General features: G+C 47.1%; 5 protein-coding genes. All 5 read right to left on the bottom strand.

Annotated elements, in window-relative coordinates; all coding sequences use genetic code 11:
- Positions 1-5 precede the first annotated feature (5 nt).
- The 5 genes from MHO82_RS10895 to MHO82_RS10875 are packed head-to-tail and all read right to left on the bottom strand — an operon-like array spanning position 6 to position 20,425.
- Entirely contained in the window at positions 6-3,239 is a 3,234-nt protein-coding gene (locus MHO82_RS10895; protein WP_239183974.1) for a condensation domain-containing protein, read from the bottom strand.
- A 2-nt stretch (positions 3,240-3,241) separates the two neighbouring features.
- Positions 3,242-6,463 (bottom strand): amino acid adenylation domain-containing protein, encoded by a 3,222-nt coding sequence (locus MHO82_RS10890; protein ID WP_239183973.1) that lies wholly within the window; start codon positions 6,461-6,463, stop codon positions 3,242-3,244.
- Positions 6,460-9,417 (bottom strand): type I polyketide synthase, encoded by a 2,958-nt coding sequence (locus tag MHO82_RS10885; protein ID WP_239183972.1) that lies wholly within the window; start codon positions 9,415-9,417, stop codon positions 6,460-6,462. The genes MHO82_RS10890 and MHO82_RS10885 overlap by 4 nt, the downstream gene beginning before the upstream one ends.
- Positions 9,417-14,036 (bottom strand): condensation domain-containing protein, encoded by a 4,620-nt coding sequence (locus MHO82_RS10880; RefSeq protein ID WP_239183971.1) that lies wholly within the window; start codon positions 14,034-14,036, stop codon positions 9,417-9,419. The genes MHO82_RS10885 and MHO82_RS10880 overlap by 1 nt, the downstream gene beginning before the upstream one ends.
- Positions 14,036-20,425: a non-ribosomal peptide synthetase gene (locus tag MHO82_RS10875; RefSeq protein ID WP_239183970.1), complete on the bottom strand. Its 6,390-nt coding sequence runs from the start codon at positions 20,423-20,425 to the stop codon at positions 14,036-14,038. The genes MHO82_RS10880 and MHO82_RS10875 overlap by 1 nt, the downstream gene beginning before the upstream one ends.
- Positions 20,426-20,427 lie beyond the last annotated feature (2 nt).

Raw genomic sequence — 20,427 nt, 5'->3', positions numbered from 1 at the left:
TAGGTTTATTTTGTTCTTCTACGCACTCTAGACGTGCGCTGTCCGCGTCTAGCGGGCTTATTAATTGATAGGTCTTTTGAACCAAAAAGATGCTGAGCAAGAGAGCGAATCGTCGGATATTTCAGTAATGTCACGACGTCGACTTCCTTACCTAATGTGGTATTTACTTGATGTTGAACCTGATTCAGTTCCAAGGAAGAAAAACCAAGATCAAAGACATTCTTATCAATGTCACAAGCGCTCACTTGCAATACACGAGCGTAAATATCTTCTAATGCTGTTTCATGTTCTGTTTTTTCAGCTGGGGCTTGCGACTCGATCAAATGTCGCTCCGCTTCAACCAGTTGCTCTAACGCTGGCATATTCACTTTGCCATGTGGCAGTAAAGGGATCTGACTTAAACAGTAGAGTTGAGACGGCACCATATAAGCTGGCAGCTTGTCCAATAATCGTTCGCGGATAGATTGTGGGCTATGAGATCCGCTCCAACAGCCAATCAGTGTCGAATATTGACGAGAAAAGAACACAACAGCGCCACTGTCCTCTGTCGATTCACGCAAGTTCATCTGAACTTCGAGCACCTCAACTCGGTTGCCACGAATTTTCACCATGCCATCTTTGCGCCCAATTAGCTTTACTTGCCCTGAAGGCAAAACAGTCGCCAAATCACGCATGTGGAATGCTCCCACCTGCCCATCATCAGACTCAGCAGCTGGCAATGGATCATGGGTATAGCCAAGCAGTTTCTGCTGACCAGTAAGCACAATTTCCCCAGGGCAACCAATGGGCATAAGGCGACCAAACTGATCCACAACATCAATTCGAGCCCCTTCGACCACTTGCCCTAGGTACCCATGTTGAACCGTATCGGCGCAGATTTTATGCCAAGCGATATCATTCACTTCGGTTGAGCCATAGAGATTAAAGATCTCAGCCTCAGGGAAAGCTGCCTTAACCTCGGATAACAACGTCAGAGAAAAAGGCTCCGCCGTAGAATAGATGTGCCTCAGGGTCGGAAAAGAGTGCTCCCCCATGCACAACATTCTCAAGAGGCTCGGTACAGCATATAATTTCGAGATGTGTTGGGTGTTGATCAGCTCAGCCAAAGCAGATCCAGATGCCACCTCATGCTGTTGTGCCACAATGCTCGTCGCCCCAGCCATTATCGTATCGAGCACTTCCCACAATGCGTCGACAAAGCCCAAAGGCGTTCGCTGTAACACACGATCATTTGATAATGTCGTTAACTTTTTACACGCAAAATTCAGCCTAGCGTTCGCCGCACCGACGGAGATAGATACGCCTTTCGGTACACCCGTCGTACCTGAGGTGTACAACACAGCGAACTCTTCCTGTGATGTTCTAGGCGAAATGGTGGTTAGCATCTCAGTGACATTCGACACAGGTACGGTGAATGCGTCATGCGTGATGATCTCAGCTTGGGTTGAAAACGCGGCCGTGGGCTGTTTACCTGTTTCAAAAATCAGTAAGGCTGGGCAAGCATCGTTGATGATCTGTTGACAACGAGCTTCAGGCAGTGAGCGATCCAACGGGACATACGTCACCCCAAACACAGAACAAGCCACAAGCACGGCCTGCTGATCCAAGCTTCTCTCTCCCCAAAAGGCAACACGCTGCCCTCTTTGAAGCTGGTGGTTTCTAAAGGTTTCCAACCACAATGAGATACGTTGTTTGAGTGAACCATAGGTGATCCCCTGCCCATCTAGCACCATCGCTGGGTGGTTATCACTAATAGATTCCAAGCATGCCGTCAGCTCAGACAACATATCTGGATGATCTGTGCTTCGGCGATCTAACGTATTCAGTATTGCCTGTTCTTGTGAAGTAACAATCTCAACAGCTTGTAACGGTTGATCCAGTGACGCGGTTGCAAACGAGTTCAATACTTGCTCATAGTGATCCGCTAACCATTGCATTCGCTGCTTGGTATATCTTGAACTGTCGTAGTTCAATACCAATTCAAACCCGTCCCCTTTTGGCCAGACGTAAATTTCCAGATCCATATGAGCGTACGAGCTTTCAGCCTCTAACGCACTGATTTCCAACTCCCCCCAGTTATCCAGAGACACTTGCTCAGGTTGCATGACCAGACCAACCTGATAAATAGGATGCCCTTCACTTTGCCAACCAACCGATTTCACCACTTCTGGAAAAGGGGCAGATTGATTCGCTAATGCTTCTAGACCCGTGCGTTTAGAGAGATCCAAGAAAGCTTGTAGACTATCCGTTTCACTCCACGCCTGACGAAGTACGATATTGTTGACAAAACAGCCTATTAACGGCTGACTTTCTGCCTTATCTCGCCCTGATACGTAGGATCCAATTACAGACTCTTGCGTATCGTTATAACGCCCAACCAGATACTGCAACGCTGCACTAAACAGCATAAAGTTCGACATACCAAGCGCATGACCGCGAGCCGACAAAGCACTCGCTAAGCTATCCGGTAAATTGTGCCGAACCACCGCACCTTGAAACGCTTTAGTGTCCGATGAAGGCAATACATCCGCTGGTAATCTAGTAACAGGGGCATTTGAAAGTTTATGTTGCCAATAATTAAGTGCCGCTTTACTCGTAACCTCTTGGTTCATGCCAGCAACGTCAATGTAATCTTTGGTGATCACATCGAGATGCGCTTCTTGGCCTAAGTAAAACGCTCTTAGTTCGTTAAGTAAAATCCCCGTAGACCAGCCATCAAACGCAATGTGATGAAACTCCAAGCTCAAGATATGCGCTTGTTCGTTCAGTTGAGCGACCGCGGTGCGATACACCTCACCTTGTTGAAAATCCAGTGGTTGGTTGTCCTGGCAAGACGCGCGAGCAAGCCAGTCGGATAAATCATCGAAACGTTGCACCTTTAAGGGTTTCGGTTCTGTTTCACACAAAAACTGGACCGCTTGACCCAAATTCGGGTCGAAACGATATCCCGTTCTTAGTGTCGCATGACGCTGAACAACACCTTCAAGAGCATGACTGAATTTGCTTAAATCGAGCGGGCCTTTCACCAACAAGTGCATCATGATGTTATACGCGGCACTGGCTTTTGCATCTTGAGACACTAACCAAACACTTTGTTGAGAAGGACTTATCGGATAACTTTCCCCAAGCTGTTTCTCTGTGTATTGGGCCTTATTCACTGAGCTGGACTTGGCTTTTGCCTTTTTAATCAGTGCATTAAGCTGTTCAGTATTAAGTTGTTGTATATCGATAGTGGACATGGCTACTCGTCTCCTTGACGTGTTGCTTGAACGAGTTTTTCACCAATCAGAATCGATTGTTGTTGAATCGTTGGGGAAAGAAAAATGTCGGCGAGTGAAACTTCTACACCAAAGGTATCGTTAACCAAACTCGACAAACGTGTCGCTGTAATAGAGTCAGCCCCTAACATGAAAAAGTTATCGCTCATGTACTGCACATTCTCATCAATCAATTGCTGCCATAGCTGGGCAAGAAGTACAGGCAGCGCACCTTCAATCGCTTGTTGGTCTTGCCCTGTACTGCTGCACCAATCACACAATTGCTGCCGGTCGATTTTATTGTTAGCCGTAAGAGGCCACTCACTTAGGGCCAACCAGCTCTGAGGCATCAGTGCCACTGGTAATGACGCTGACATACGCTGTTTTAAGCGCGCTTCAAGGGTATCATCTGAAGAACTATCGGTGAGATAACATAAGGCAAGTCGATCACCATGCTCCCCTGTGATAATAAGCGCGACACTTTGAATCACACCCGAAACGTTCGCGGCAATTTGCTCAATTTCGCTTAACTCAATACGGTGCCCGTTAAGTTTTACTCGATTGTCCGTTCGGCCAATGAACTCAATATTTCCACAAGGTCGAATTCGGCCAATATCACCCGTGCGATAGAGACGGCCATATTTAGGGTGTGAGATAAATGCGTGTTCATTAAGATCAGGACGATGCAAATAACCGTCAAACACCCCCGTACCTGTACACAACATTTCACCAGCCACCCACATCGGAGCAAGCTCGCCATCATTAGAGAGGATCAAGTAACCACTGTTATCAGCTGGTCGTCCATAAGGCAAAGAAGGCCAATCCCCATCATGATGAGATACTTTAGCGAAGATATTCCAAACGGAGATCTCAGTAGGGCCACCGACAGTGTACAGTTGGCAGTTTGGTGCAACAGACCTAAGCAGATCTGGTGTGTCGGTAGGGACCCAATCACCACCTAAAATCATGAACTTTAAGCTCTCCAACGTGATCGCCTGTGTATTGGCGGCGGTAATTAACTTTTGGGCAGCCGCAGGAACACCATTCCAAACCGTCACTTTCTGTGTATTCGCCAATTGCAGCCATTCTTCTGGCAAACGGCGGTGGGCTTCGTCAGGAACGATCAGCGTCGCACCAGCCAACAAGCCACTGAATAAATCAAACACGGACATATCATGATGGATGGCACTCAACGCCATAATGCGATCAGTCTGATCGAGACCAAAGGTTCTTTGATTAAACCGTGCAAAATTGCTTAACCCTTTTTGCTTGATCGGAACCCCTTTTGGTGTGCCGGTCGAACCTGAGGTATAAATCACATAAACCAAATCGTCAGCGCCGATGTCTTTTCGAGATAGTGGCTCACCCGCGCTCTTACCCAGTGCATCCACATGGATTTTTTGTATCTCTAACTCAGAAAACCCTGACTCTGTTTGATGCACAAGCAGATCAGCGCCAGACTCTGAAAGAATCGAGCTAATTCGTTCATTAGGGGCTTCAACATCGATCGGTAGGTAGGCGTAGCCTGCAATCACACACGCGTATGCCGCCATAATTTGGGTTGGGCCCTTTGGTAAAAACAACGCAACCAAACCAGATTGAGGATTGTCTGCCTGTAGGTTAGCAGCCATGGTCTTGACTTTGGTATACAGTTGCAACCATGTGATCTCATCTGGGCCACACACCAATGCGACGCTCTCCGGTTGGCGACGTGCGTGATCTTTGAGCACAGCGCACCAGTCGACAAGCTCATAAGGCGTCACCGTATCGTTCGCTTGATCCCAAATGGCCTGCTGAGCGTCTGGTAAACACGCTTTCAGCGACGCATTCCAATTGGCATTGTTCGATGAAATCACAGACAATAATCGCTCAAATTCATCAAACATCGCCGAAATCACACCGTATTCGAACTTATGAACCAGCGCATCCCAATTCACATTGAGTTGATCTTTCAACATAAAGTATTGGCAATCTAAATCGACTTGTGGTGTTTGAGAGATGGCATGTTTGATAGAGCCGAAGATTGCAATCTCATCCTCAAATTGCTTTTGTTCTTGGCCTAACTCAGGCGAAGCCGTGAACACCACAGGCATATTCGCAACACTGCCATGTTTTTGCGTAAGAGCGCGCAGCAACTCCATGCCACTCACTGATGAATGTTCCATGTCTTTCATCATCTGGTTCTGAAGCTTTTTCACTTGCTCGGCGAATGTCAGCTCGCTATCCAAACGAACTTCAAGCAATGAAAAAGTCGCAAACTCACCAATTACCTGATTAATGTCAGGGTGTACACTCGGTCGATTAAATCTTGGAATATTCAATGTAAACCCATTGTCACCAGACCACTTGGCTAACACTAAACTGTAAACCGTCATCAAAACACTGCTTAACGTGACTCCATGATGCTGGGCATACGCTTTTAATTGTTGAGTCTGCGCCTGCGATAACGTAGTAAGAAAACGCTGAAACCCCTCTCCAACTTCTTTTCCATTACGCTTAGCTGGCAGGCTCGGTGCTGACGGAAGCGTCTCAAGACGCTGTTTCCAGTAATCTTTCGCTTTCAGAGCCATGTCCGTTTCACGCTGGGATTGTTGATACACAACATAATCTCTGAACGTCAGTGTCGAGGAACCCAAACCATCGTTACTTCCGTGCTGATACAAAAAGGCGAATTCTTTTAAAAGAATCTGATAGCTTCGACCATCAATGCACCATAAATCTAAGCTCAGGTGTAATCGGTATTCGTCTTCAGCAATCTTTGAGACCACAACCTGGTTTTGTGGCCACTGAGTAAGATCTGATTTTCGATGAGCCAATTCTTTACGTAACATTTCTAAACGGTCAGGCTCAACACTAAAATCTAACAGCTCAACCTTAACCTGAGGAATGTCTTGCAAAACTTGCTGATGTTCCGAATCAAGCACCACGGCATGCAGCATGTCATGCCGAGCGATGACTTCATTCAGAGCCCACTCGATCCGTTCGAGATCATAAGACTCATTTTGAAACTCCAAATACAAATGCATGGCAACATCGCCGCCGTCGAGATGGTTTCCCCTACCTAACCAATACGCTTGTTGCATGTCAGTCATGGCGAACGGTTCGTAACGTGCCTCCCTGTCTGGCGTGACCGTCTCAACCTTAGGTTGGTGGTGCTTAAGTCGGTTAAGAAGTTTCGCCTTGGTAAGGCTTGATGCCTGCGTCATTGGATGTTCTCCATCTCTTCTGGTTGTTCTTCTGCTAATGTCATTAACGTATTCATAAATTGGCCGAAGGTGCGTTGGTTTAGAAAGCGACTGATCGGAAATGAAAGGTCGAGCTGTTTCTCAAGCTGATCACAAATTTGAATCGCAGCCAGTGAATTTCCCCCCAGCGCATAAAAATCGCTGTCATCGTGAATCGTGACCCCTTCACCTAACTCGGCGTACCACAAAGATTTAAGCCAAGCGGTAAGTTCATCGTCGGCCACCTCTTCCACTTCATCTTGTGCCACCACTTTGCTATTTATTTCACTTTGCCAGCGAACCGTATGTGGCGCTTGGTCGCTCCAAAAACGGGTGGTATCAAAGCAGTAACCAGGAATGTTCGCTTGAGGGTAACGCTTTGACTCGCCATTCAAACGATCGCAACAAAAAGCGATGGCGTGCGACTCAGCTAACAACTTATGCTCTTCATCCCGCGTAAATACCGTGGTGACAGAACGCTTGGTGAGCTTGGCTTGAACGAGATCACCCAACACGCTAGTGCCACCGCATTCAATCATGCCAATATCGCTGTCCAATAAGCTGTCGATCACTAAGTCAAAGCGTACTTCCTGAGTAAGATGCCTAACCCAATAATCCGCATCCACACTAACCAATTTTTGACCGGTTAGAGAGCTGATCCAGTCCCCCTGTACCGGTTGGAATTCAACCTTTTCACACGCTAGGCGAAAATCTTCACATGCCGACATCATCTGTCTGGAATGGAAGCCATGGGTGGTCTTAAGCCGCTTTGACTGATGACTCTGACGCTTTAGCTCAGACTCAAACTCGTGAAGATCAGAATTCAAACCAGCAACCACACATTGCTGTTCACCATTAACAACAGCAAGATCAAGCGATTCTGGTAAAAGCGTCAGCAGCGTCTCTCGGTCAAGACGTACGGCCATCATTCCCACGTCACCCTTACAGTGCTTTTCAATGGCCAAGCCACGCTGGCATACCAGAGACACCGCCTCTTGCAAAGTAACCACACCACAGATTACCGCTGCAGCGAATTCTCCAAGGCTGTGGCCAACCACAGTGTCATAGTGAACGCCTGAAGCCGTTATGGCTTTCGCTAAGGCAAATTGATAACAGAACTGGTAATAATGTGCGCCACCAGCGTTAGAAAAAGCCTGATCGAAATCCACGTCTCCTTCCCATACCGAAGCCGCCGGATAAATTCCAAATGTCGCATCAAGGTACTCATCACATCGATCAGTCACGGATTTAAACGTCGGATAATTTTGGTACAGGTAACGCCCCATTCCTTTCCACTGTGCTCCCTGCCCCGTAAAAGCAAGCACTAACTGACTCGCACCTTGCTTTAAGCCGCCATCAGTTAACGACGCTGTCAGCTCTTGCCAATTCTGTCCGACTGCGGCAGTGCGATAACTAAAATGATGACGATTCCACAATAAAGCGTTGCTCGCAGCACGCAACTCGGACTGGCTTGGTTTATGTTCAGTGAGCCAAGCTTGCCACGAAGCTATTTGCGCCATTAATGACACCTTACTTGTACCACTCAAGGTTAATAGATTGGCACCTTGAGCTTCCGTTTGTTGGGGCTGCTCATCAGCTGGCAAATAAGGAGCTTGCTCTAAAATAAGGTGTGCGTTAGTGCCACCAAAACCCAGTGAGCTGATCGCGGCTCGTCGTACATCGCACTCAGGCCATTTCAGCACACTTTGTGGTAACGCAAAATGAAACGCGTCAAGGTTCAAAGTCGGATTAGGATCGGTATTGCCCGCATTAGGTGCAATTTTTCCATGGTAAAGAGACAGCACGGTTTTAATAAAGCCAGCAATGCCCGCACCTGCGTTGGCGTGGCCTATATTGCTTTTTACCGCCCCAAGGTATTTGATGGAGTTTGAATCACCATAGACTTCGCTAAGCGCACGTACTTCTATTTCATCCCCAAGTTGAGTCCCGGTTCCATGTGTTTCAATGAACTGGATGTGCTCCGGCGACAAATCCGCCAGCTGCAACGCTTTGTTCATGACGGCTGATTGCCCTTCAACGCCCGGGGCCATAAAGTCCATCTTGGCTCGCCCATCATTGTTGATACCTGCACCGCGAATCACAGCCCAAATATGGTCGCCATCTTCAACGGCATCTTCCACACGCTTCAGCACCACCGTCGCCACCGCATTGCCATTCAACGTACCAGACGCTTCTTGGCTAAATGGTGAGCACTGTCCGTTCTGAGACAAAATACTGCCTTGCTGTCGAACGTAACCGACTTCTTGAGGCAAAGTCAGGGCTGCTCCCCCTGCAATCATCAAATCCGCTTGATAAGTCTGAAGCTGTAAACAAGCATTCGCGATAGCAACCAATGAGCTCGAACATGCCGTCTGAACGGTCAATGCGGGGCCCGTTAAATTCAGCTTATAGGCAGCCCATGTTGCTAAGAAATCATTACTGTTACCAGTTAACACCTGCAACGCTTTGGCGTGATGGTTTGCATCTAAATGCGCGGTAACCGTTTCTCCTAAATAACCATTTGGGTTACTGCAAGCAATGATCCCGGCGTTGAGCGTTTTGAGTTGCATTGGGTTATAACCCGCATGCTCTACCCCACTCCAACACGCTTGAAGGAATCGACGACATTGCGGATCCATGGTCTCGGCCTGCATGTCCGTCATTTCAAAAGCACGGGCGTCAAACTGGTCAATATCCTCTATTGGCATTGACCACGGCACATAATTTTCATCGTGAGTTTTCTGTGTGGACATGCCCAATTGCTCAGCATCATCGGGGGAAGTATAGCGCCCCGCACTTTTTCCAGACTGCAAGAGAGACCAAAACTCATCAATATTTTTGCACCCAGAAAACTCGCCAGACATACCGATAACGGCAATCGCTCCCAAGTCGGATAAGGTACTGATATCCGTTTGAGTCATTTTCATTTGTTCCATTACTTATTCATCCGTCGCTTAAATCGCTCTTTGACTGACGCGTTACGCGTCTTACGAGTTTCTTTATCGAGTGACTCCTTGACCAAAGGTGGCGTTGCCTCTTGCGGGGTAAGCCGAGTCAACATCAATGCCATTGACTGCAAGGTTGGGGCAGAGAAAAGATCCGCCATCGTGACATTTTTATATCCCAATTCCTTTTCGATAAGATGCTGAAGCTTGTAGAGCAAAATGGAGCTCCCACCTAGTTCAAAAAAGCTTTGGTTATCAGGAATATCATTACGCCCCAGTAGCTCCTGCCAAACTTGACGCAGCGGTGCTAGATGCGCTTGACTGATCTCCCCAATGTCTGAAGCACTTAGCTCCTCAGTAGGTTGAACTTCAGCGTTCTTCGCTTTGGTTCCGATCAGGTAATCACCCGCAGGAAGCGTGAGAAGATTAGGCAACATGTTCATGCAGTCGTTAGCCTGAAGACTTTGTAATCCCGCCTGCTTCAGGGCTGTGGTATCCACCTCACCGACTGACATTCCGGTCTCTTCCCATGCACTCCAACCCAGCCAAGAGGCTGACAAACCCTGCTTCCTAAGCATGTCAACGGCGCTTCGTGTTGCCGCTTGTGACAAGTTGTAAGAAAGGCTTTGAGGCCCACCGCGAACACCATTTAACGAACCAAATACAAGCCATTGAATGGAGTCAGAGTGACTGTAAGCGCGTAACAACGAGACCAATTTATTCAGCCCTCCTTCATTTACCGCTTTGACCTTGGAAAGAGTACCCAAATCCAAATCATCGATGGAGTCACGATGAAATTGCGCGGCCAAATGATAAACACGTCGAGGTGCCTGCTTTAATTGTGGCGTATCAGTTCGACAATCCTGCCAATCTTCCCCAAGTGATGACTCACCCGTAAAATCGGTACGGATCCATAGATACTGTTCAGCAAGTAATGTGTTAGTGATCTCTGGCTTAGAGCGAGAAAGCAGAACAACGAATTCACCTTGATTAACAAGTTCTTGAATAAGATGATGCGCGATGCCACCCGACGCCCCCGTGACCACCGAATAAGATTCCGTTTTTAACATTTGTGGTGCATGTGCCTGTCGCCAATCCACCATAAACTCTCGATCTTCAAACCCATTCACGCCATCAAAATCAAGACGCTTACTCGCAGAATGTTTCGGCAACGACTGAATAGGCTGAGGTGAATGACAGGTGATTACCTGAATTGACGTACCTATTACCATGGTCTGAAATGCCTGCACCCAAAGTTCCACAATCGGTCCGAGCGCTTTTTCAACTAACAGAACAAGCTGTTTGGTGTTCCAATGCTGGAGAGTTTTCTGGATCTCCCCCTTACCACGCATTAGCTGTTCAATGTCGCTCTCCATCACAGTCACAACGGCCCTATTCGGGCAGGCATGTCCACCAATCAAGTCTGACATGGACATTGGCGATACACGCTCAAGACTTTGCTGAGAAATAGGGGCAGGAAGCAGCCGAACCATCTCTATCGGATTGTCATTGAGCGCTTTTATTTTCAACCAGCGTTCAACCATTTTTCGGCGCTGAATTTTTCCTGCGGTGGTTTTAAGGAAACTTTCAGATTCCAGTTTCACGAGTTCCGTTGGGTAAAATTGAAGTTTTTCACCCAACAGCCTGCGAATGCGATCTTCTAGCTCATGCAAACTGCTTTGAGACGTTGCCACATAAAAGACAACCGCCGAATCACCACGATCCTGATAACCAACAGCGGCCACACTGGTTTCATCAACACCATCAACCGAACCAACCAAGGCTTCAATATCATGATTAAAGAAATTCATGCCATTAAGCACAATGCTCTCTTGCATTCTTCCGGTCAGGTACAGCTCCCCTTCGGCAATAACACCGCAATCCCCGGTGTCAAACCAGCCATCTCCAACAAACGCGTTTTGATTTAACTCTGGGGATTCAAAGTACCCCATGGTGATTGAAGGGCCACGCAGCTGCATTTTTCCCACTTCAAACTCTTTAACGACTTCATTGTGTTCATTCGCAATACGTATTTCGGTATTGGCAACGGCCTGACCTAATGAAACAAATTCGCTGTGCCCAATTTGGGTATATTCATCTTGGCTATCTATCGCATAGCTATGTAGTGAAAAAGCCTCACCTTGGCTAACAGGTTTCGTCGAAATCACAGTGCACGACTCTGCCATACCAAAAGCAGGCGTTAACACGTTTGGCTTCAAGCCCCACGGCGTAAATACCTCAATGAATCGGCGCACCGTTTCAGCAACCACCATTTCACCGCCATTGATTAACTCCTTGAGCGATGAAAGGTCATAACGCAGTTCTGAAGATTCCGCCTCACTGATCATCATTTTGTAAGCAAAGTTAGGGCACCAACTGTGGGTTACTTTGCACTCTTCAACTAAAGCAAGCCATCTTAAAGGTGACTGAAGCACATAAGGTGTTGAAACATGGACTTGCTCGCATCCGAGATAGGTATCACGTAGGTGCGTAAACAGTAAGCCGCCAACATGATCAAACCCCATCCAATTTAAAGAGACATCGATTGAGCGTTGCTCTCGGCTTTGGGTGATCAAATCACAATACTCAACAATCGTGTGATGGCTTTGTTGAATACACTTACTTTTGCCCGTTGAGCCAGACGACAGTTGAATGATCCCTGGGCTATTTTCATCAATCTCACACTGAACGTAGTTCTGCGCGGGCAGCTGACTCGGGACCACAACCTCGACATCATCCGTTTGTTGCTGCAAATTGGCAATCGCCTCTTTTCCAGCTTCACAACAAACGATCAGCGCTTGATTGAGTTGAACAAACGCATCGTAGATTTTTGTTAAACCTTCCTGCGTTTCCACTTGCGGAGCATTGATCGTGGCAGGTTGCCCGCCTGCAATAACAACGCCCCAAAAATTCACTAGGTATTGGTGTAAATCTGCTGCAAGAACAATCACCGGACGCCCCGCGTGAGACCAATTTTTTCCTTGCTGTAAGCGCCCTGCTGTAATTTTGGCTTCGTGATAGAGCTGAGAATACGTCAACGTGCTCCGAACCCCATCCACAGTAACGAAAGTAAGTAACTTTTCTGGATACCTTTGAGCCGTCTTTTCTAACATTTTCGCTAGATTTCTCGGCAAGTTCTGAGGCTGCGGTAACTCGGCCCCTTTCATCCAAGCTTGTTCAGGCTTTGATTCAAAATCCAAAGACAACTCATGTAACGCACGGTCAAAGCGCGAAAGTAAAGTATGAACTTCTGCTTCTTCATACCAATGTGGATCGTACTCCACGTTTATCGTCAGTTGGCCATTGATAGTCGCCATTTGTATTGATAGTGGCAGTTTGGCATGGGAGTTCTTCGCGGCTTCTAGCGTATGAGGAAGCTGCGCATAGTCTTCATCCCAATCGAAACTTTGATACCCAATAACAACTTGTGTTAACGGATTCTCATGGCTATTTCGCTCACGCTGAGCTGAATTAACAATATGACCAAAAGGGACACCTTGATGTGCAATACTCTCTAGCCATTGCCCCTTAACCGACTCCATTAGCTGCTTAGCGGGCGTTGTTAACAGGTGATTTTGGATGACGGGCACAACATTGTTGAAGTAACCTAAACTGGATTCCAGCTCGCTGTGACAATCACGATTTGCGACCGCTACCCCTAATACCATTCGATTACAACGATATTGACGCCCTAAGGCCAAAAACCAAGCTGACAACAAGGCGTTAAATCGTTGGTGAGGCTGAACGTGATTAAGCAGATCCATACCAATATGGTGATCTACATGGCCGGCAAGGCTGTTCTTGGGTGTTTTCCGAGTTAGCCACTCATTCTGCATCGGGGCTGATGCAAGCAGAGTTTTCCAATATTCGCGGCTTTGCTGCCATTCCCCCTTTTCGCTAGCGTCACGTTGATGTTGCGCAAAGCGATCAGAACCGGAATGTTCTTGCGCATCGGCGGCACTTAAATTCTGCCCATAAGCCTGACTTAACTTTTCACGAAATAACGCTGAACTCCAACCATCCCACACAATATGATGAACAACAATAACCAACCTGCGTGTATGTTCCGTTTCAACGAAGACAAATTTCCATAGAGGCGGCGAGCTAAGATCAAACGGCGTTTGACTCACCTTGTTTAGCCAAGAATCATAATCTTTTTCTGGCAGCTGAATCGATTCAAACGGCACCTCATCGACAGCCCGACGAACCATCACGACATCACCATCCTGACGCTCAAAGCCACTACGCAAGGCAGGTTGCTGCGTCTGAATAAATGCCAAGGCGTTCTTTAGGCGCTCAATGTCCGGTTGTTGCTCAAAGCACAGCGAAAAACACAAGTTATAACTCGCGTTAATCGAACTCTGTTGACACAACAAATACATGTTTTCTTGTGAAATAGAGCATTGAGGTGTTGGTTTAAGTGAAATATCGTCATTCGACACCGACGCTTTTAACAAAGTCACCAGTTGCGATTTGTTGTCCTTCAAACGATCGATTTCTTCACTGGTCAACGAACGCTGCGCTTCATAGCCCAGATTTCCATCGTCAGTAAGATGCAAAAAAATGCCTTCCGCTTGCATTGATTGCAATAGTTTTAACGCGATTCCCATTAGATAATACCTGTTTCTTTAATGCTTGATTTGGCGAGGTTTGTCGTCACAAGCGTCTCAATTAATTGAGCCATTTCACTGAGCACCAGAGAGTCATAAACCAAACCTAAGCGAAGTGATAAACCAAAGGATTTGTTTAATACATTTGTTAGAGAGTTCACGAGCAGCGAGTGACCTCCCATGTCAAAGAAATGATTTTTTGGATCGTGTGGATAGATACCTGTCAACGTCTGCCAGAGTTGAGCAATTTCTCGCTCCCTCTCCGTCAATGCTCGCGCTTCTACCGGCTGGTTGGCTTGTTGCTTAAGACAATCACCCGCAGCCTTTAGATCAACTTTTCCTGTGGCTAACAATGGCATTTGGGCCACTCCATGCCAAACTTGAGGGCGCATGTATCGAGGTAAAAATTGCTCAGCAATACTCTGAAGTGATTTTGCGCTGACGGTTTCAGGCGTATAGATAACACCAATACGATGATCGTCCACCATAACCACAGCCAGCTGTGTAACGTGCTCGTGCTGAGTAAGCGTTTCCTTTATTTCGGCAAGGGAGACCCTTTGACCTCGAATTTTCACTAACTGCTGCTGACGCCCAACAAACACAACTTCTGTTGTTTCAAGGTTATCGTCACAGCAATGAAATTGAGCCATGTCTCCAGTTGCAAACGTTGCTTCCCCAAGCGTATTTTCAGGAAACGCGGTGTCATTGAGATAACCAGAAATCACCTGACAGCCGGTCACCCATACCTCGCCTTTACCACCATGAGGTGTTGGGGTTCCCCAATTGTCTCGTAAAGACACCGTGGTATTTAATAAAGGTTTACCCAGCGTTACATAGTCGCCACCTAGCTCTACACGACGCGCAAGCACGTCAGCGGCCACTTCGGCACTGCCATATAGGTTCCATAGTTCAATGTGAGGCCACAAGGACAGTACCCGATCAGCCAACGCCTGCGATAAGGTTTCACCGCTGAGGGTCAAGTGCTTAAGGGCCTGATAACATTGGTTAGATTCAGGATCATTCAGACGGTGTTCAACCAATGTTTCCATCAGTGATGGCACCATAACCAAACGTGTGATTTGATATTTTTTAAGGCAATGAGTAAACGCTTCTGGCGAATACTGTGCCTGAGTCGGAATCACCGCAAGAGGTACCCCCTTTAGAAGTGGAGTGAATATCTCTGCGATCGAATCGACAAAACTGATCGACGTTTTCAGGGCGCAGACTTCTCCTGCTGCGTAAGGCATGTTCTGCCAAGTCCATAAGAATCTATTCAGTGCACCGACTTCCGTTGCTGGAACCGCTTTAGGTGTCCCCGTTGAGCCGGACGTAAACGTCACATACAGAAGAGGTTTGTCCGTTTGAGAATGATCTGTGATCACCAAGCCTTGCTGGCTCTTAATATCCGTTGAGTCAAAGTACGGTGCAGCCATGTCAAACGCAGTGCAATCTAATGCACTTTGGTCAAATGTATTACGGCCAATGATCAACTCGCATTGCGCAATTTCTACCATGTGTTTTAAGCGACCTTCAGGCAAGCTTGTTGCCAACGGTACGTAACACGCGGAAAGCTTGACGATGGCGAGTAATGACACCAACAAGTCTTCTCCAAGATCAAGATGCACACCGACTCGTGATTGGTAACCAACACCGACAAACGCTAACTGACACGCTAATGCCTCCGCTTTGTCATTCAATTGTTCAAACGTGCATGTGACACCGTCACCAATCAACGCTGGTGCTTCCGGGGTGGTTTCAACTACTTGTTGCCATAATTTGTGGATGCTGTTGTTCACGATTGGCGTCAATGGCCCTTGCAATGCCCCATGTTGGTTGTCTGAGTTATAACAAAGTGCATTTAATTGGCATGAAGGACGGGCAATCATTTGCTTCAAGATCCCCTGATATTGCTCCAATAGTCGACGCATACTCGACGCCGTGAACAGCCCCTTTCGAAATACCAAATTAACTCGACCTTGGTCTTTTCCTAACTGCACATTCATCTCTAGTTCAGTGGAAATGGCAGGCTGCGCCGTTGGCTTAATCACGCACCCCAGCTCTCCTTCAAGAGTTTGTGAGTTATCCAACACAAAGCTGATCTGATAAAGAGGATGACGGTTTCCATCGCCTCCCGCCGCCATTTCACTGACCACACGTTCAAATGGAACATTTGAATGCTTCATCGCGGAAAGTAAGGTTTTGGTCTGCTCGCTAACCAGCTGCTCAACACTCCAATCCCTATCGACACGTTGACGAATGGCGATGTTATTCAGGAATAAACCAGGAATGGCCTGCATTTGCACAGTGGGTCTATTGGCAACGTGGGTTCCAATGACAACATCATCCTGAGAGAGATATCGGCTAATTAAGAGTTGAAACGCAGCCATCATGACAGCAAATTCCGTGGTGTTATGCTGCTCTGAGAAGCCTTTTAAGGCGTCAATCATCGAAGCATCCAGTGACAGCACCTCAGTCTGCGCTGTCAGATCGTTATTTTGAGGATCAAGCTGTGTAGGCAGTAACGCGGAGTCTTGGAAGCCTTCTAACTGCGAGCGCCAAAAATCGAGTTCTTCGTCAGAGCGACTCTGTTCAGATTCCCACTGGCAATAGTTAAAATAGTCCGCACGCTGAGCGAGGTGCAACCATTCATCACGATAACAGTCTTGCCATGCCTTCAACAGAATTTGCAAAGACCAACCATCGAACAACGCGTGGTGCACTGTCAAAAGCAACTCACAGTGTCCTTCTTCATGGTTGACGAGCTGAGCAACCCACCCTTTTCCACTGGACAGATCCAGTATTTCAGAAGCTTGTGCTCGGGTGAGCTTATCAATTTCACGCTCTGTTAACGGCAAAGCCTCCAACATCACGCAAGGGGTCTTTTCCGTTCTCACCCATTGGCCACTCTCCAACCTAGACTGAAAAACATCGAATTGAGACAAGGCTCGCTCTAACGAACTTTTCAGCCGTTCCACTTCACAATCGCGACTCAGCGTAATTCTGAACGGCAAATTGAATAGGTTCTTTCTTTGCGTCATTTGCTCAACAAAACAAATACGCTTTTGGCTTTGAGACAGTTCAGCCTTATCCAGTCGCTCTTCAGATAGAACCAAGGCGTGACTGCCCGCACTCTCTACCATTAATTCCGCTTGCTGAGCCACGGTTCTCGACTCGAACAGACTTACGACGGAATGCGCTTCGTGTCCTTGTGGAAACATAAGCGCAAACAGCTCAACGGCAGCAAGTGAATGACCGCCAAACAAGAAGAAATCATCGTTTGTCTTTTGAGGTGTTCTACCAAGCACTTGCTCCCATAACGCTGCGACGCTCTTGTGCTCAGGCAGAAGAATGTCTGTCGCGTCAATTTGGCTAAACACTAGCAGCTGGCGATCTAACGAAGCTAAAGCCGCTTTGTCTATTTTGCCATTGGCCGTTAACGGTATTGCCTCAACAACAAAATAGACCGATGGGATCATCTGCTCAGGCAAGGTCTTTCTCAGCAAAGAATCCAGTTGCTCTGCGGACATGGTGTGATCGTGTTCGCCCACCACAAATGCCTGCAACTGACCGTTTTCAACCAACACTTGGGCCTGATTTACCGCTGGATGGCTCTCTAAGGCTCGATGGATCTCTTGAGATTCAATTCGGTAGCCTCCCACCATGATCTGATCATCTTTACGCCCAATGAACTCTATTTCACCATCCGCGCGATAACGGCCTATATCTCCAGTACGGTAGTAACGGGCCCCATCCTCAGATTCAAAGAACTTATCTCCCTCAAGCTCAGGGCGATTTACATACCCTTGCGTTACACCAATTCCGCTGCAACACATCTCACCCTCAACCCAAGGTGGGCAGTCTCTTCCGTGCCTATCTAAGATTCGATACTGATTGTTCGCAATAGGTTTGCCATAGGGCACGCTTGACCAAGTTTGATCAAAAGTCTCCACCTCATACATGATATTCCAAAGGGTCGTTTCCGTAGGTCCACCAACAGAAACCAAGCGAGCACTAGGCAGTGAAGCCTTCATGTCCGAATACGTTGAAAGTGGGATCCAGTCTCCCCCTAAAAAGGCGATGCGAACACTGCTTAAAGCATGAGGATTCTGCTGTTTGAGCGCCGTCAGCAACATTTGCATCAGTTGTGGCACGCTGTTCCAGCACGTTACCCCATGACGCTCAATCTGATGGATCCACGCCAGCGGATCGCGATAATCCTTAGACGCAGGGTAAACAAGTTGTCCACCTGTCTTAACCGCAGCCAGCAAATCAAACCATGCCATGTCGTGATGCAGCTGAGTCAGCCCGAAGAAAACGTCTCGATGGTCAAATTGGAATCGCTCAATGGTTGCATTCACGGCATTGTTCATCGCTACTTCAGCGATTTTTACACCCTTTGGCTGGCCTGTTGAACCCGAGGTATAAATGATCAACATGCTCTCTGCGCTAGATTGTTGTCGAGCCACGGCATCACTGGTGGATATTTTCGCAATATCCAATGTCGGCAACCCAATGTTCGCCGCCTTTTCTTTATAAAACTCAGTACATAAAACCAACGGCGCTTTAGTATCACTAGAGATAAATTGAATGCGCTCGATGGGGTTTGAGCAATCAATAGGAACGGCAGTGTGGCCTTGGTGTACCAGTGATAAAAAGGCAGCAACTTGCTTCCAGCCTTTTTCAGCCATGATCAAAACCGGTTGGTTCGGGGCAAGACCCAGTGACGCAATGTGACCAGAAAGTGCATTCACACGCTCATTCAATTGCGCCCAGGTCATTTCGCCTTCGTCGCATACAATCGCAACGCTATCTGGGTAACGTGAAACGGTGTTTGAAAAATCGGCCCAGATATTCTCTTGCAATAAATGTTCTTCATGTATTAGAGCAACATTGTCTACCTGAGGACGTTGCTCTTTGTCTGGCTGTTCAACCAAACCTAAAATGCCATTTAAAAACACATTAAACATCTGCTCAATTTGGCCTGGATAGAATTGGTCTTCTCTGACATCCCAAAACAAATAAAGCCCTTCGCGACTCTCATGGTACTGACAATCAATTTTGACCTGAGGCGTTTGAGAAATGGCGTATTCCAATTGCCCTAATTGTTGAAGAGTATCAATGAATGACTGCTTTTCGCCGCTTTGAGTCACCCATTCTGGAGCATTGGTGAATACAAAAGGCATGGTTTGAACACTTTGCGAACGCTCATTTCTTTTTCGTAAAATATCGACGCCAGACACGCCCGCTTCGACACTCTCTAACACCATTTTCTGAGCGCACTTAATTCGGCTTACGCGATCCATTTCAGCATTAAAGTCGAACCCAACCAGTGAAAATGTCGCGAACTCTCCAATAATATGATTGACTCTTGAATCGTCAGAGTTGCGATTAAAGCGCGGAACATTGACGGTAAAACAATCATTACTTGACCATAAGTGCAGTACTTCCGCATACAAGGTCAGCAAGGTTGATGCTAGCGTTACGTCTTTATTTGAACACCAATTCTTAAGCTGCTGCATCTTCTCACCCGATAACCAATGTTCGTAACGCTGGAATCTCGGCATGGACTGCGAGCGTGAACATTCAGGTAAGCTCGGAGCTGGAGGTAAACTCCCCGCCATATTATCGATATAGTCTTGCTGCTGTATTGAACTTTGCTCACCGTCTAGATGAGTACAATAATCTCTAAAGCTCAATTCAATCGCGGGTAATGCCACTTCATCCCGGTATAACTGCAACCATTCTTGGAAGAGGATTTGATAGCTCCACCCATCGATGCACCAGCAATCAATACTCAGACATAACGTTTTCTTATCGCTAGAGGTGACAACCTGAAACGTGTTCTGAGGCCATTTCGTGAGATCATAGTTAGCGTGAGACAAGCGGTTACGTGTATCGAGCAAAGCTGCGTCAAAACTCGGCTCAGGCTCAATCACGCGAAAAGGCGGAACCGTCACTTCTTTGAGAACCTTTTGCTGGCCATCGGACGTCACCACCGCGCGAAGCATGTCATGGCGTTGTACCATGGTTTCCCAAGCACTATGCAGTCTATTAATATCCAGCTCCGTCGCATCTATTTCAAAATACAGATGGATAGCAACACCGCCGCCCTCAACAGACGCACTACGACCTAACCAGTAAGCCTGTTGGTTTTCATTAAGATCAAAAGGCTCAAGTCGTTGCTCAACAGAAGATCTGATCGCTCCCTTGTATGTTTTGTCACTTAAATAATTCAGCAATTGATCTTTATTGGTTTTGAGCAAATTCACCGTTTCGGCATCTAACTTGCCACTTTGACTAGACACTTTTAACTGCCCATTCAACGCCCTCAGCTTAATGCCCTTCGCTTTAAGCTGCTTTAAAAGAGAAAAGGTATCTTTGTGATTCATAG

The organism is Vibrio sp. Of7-15 (assembly GCF_022347565.1).
GTDB lineage: Bacteria > Pseudomonadota > Gammaproteobacteria > Enterobacterales > Vibrionaceae > NORP241.
This window is presented reverse-complemented; position numbering and strand designations above follow the sequence as displayed.

Excerpts from the sequence above, each read along its gene's own strand:
- MHO82_RS10895 (WP_239183974.1), bottom strand. The coding sequence starts at position 3,239 with ATGTCCACTATCGATATACAACAACTTAATACTGAACAGCTTAATGCA.
- MHO82_RS10890 (WP_239183973.1), bottom strand. The coding sequence starts at position 6,463 with ATGACGCAGGCATCAAGCCTTACCAAGGCGAAACTTCTTAACCGACTT.
- MHO82_RS10885 (WP_239183972.1), bottom strand. The coding sequence starts at position 9,417 with ATGGAACAAATGAAAATGACTCAAACGGATATCAGTACCTTATCCGAC.
- MHO82_RS10880 (WP_239183971.1), bottom strand. The coding sequence starts at position 14,036 with ATGGGAATCGCGTTAAAACTATTGCAATCAATGCAAGCGGAAGGCATT.
- MHO82_RS10875 (WP_239183970.1), bottom strand. The coding sequence starts at position 20,425 with ATGAATCACAAAGATACCTTTTCTCTTTTAAAGCAGCTTAAAGCGAAG.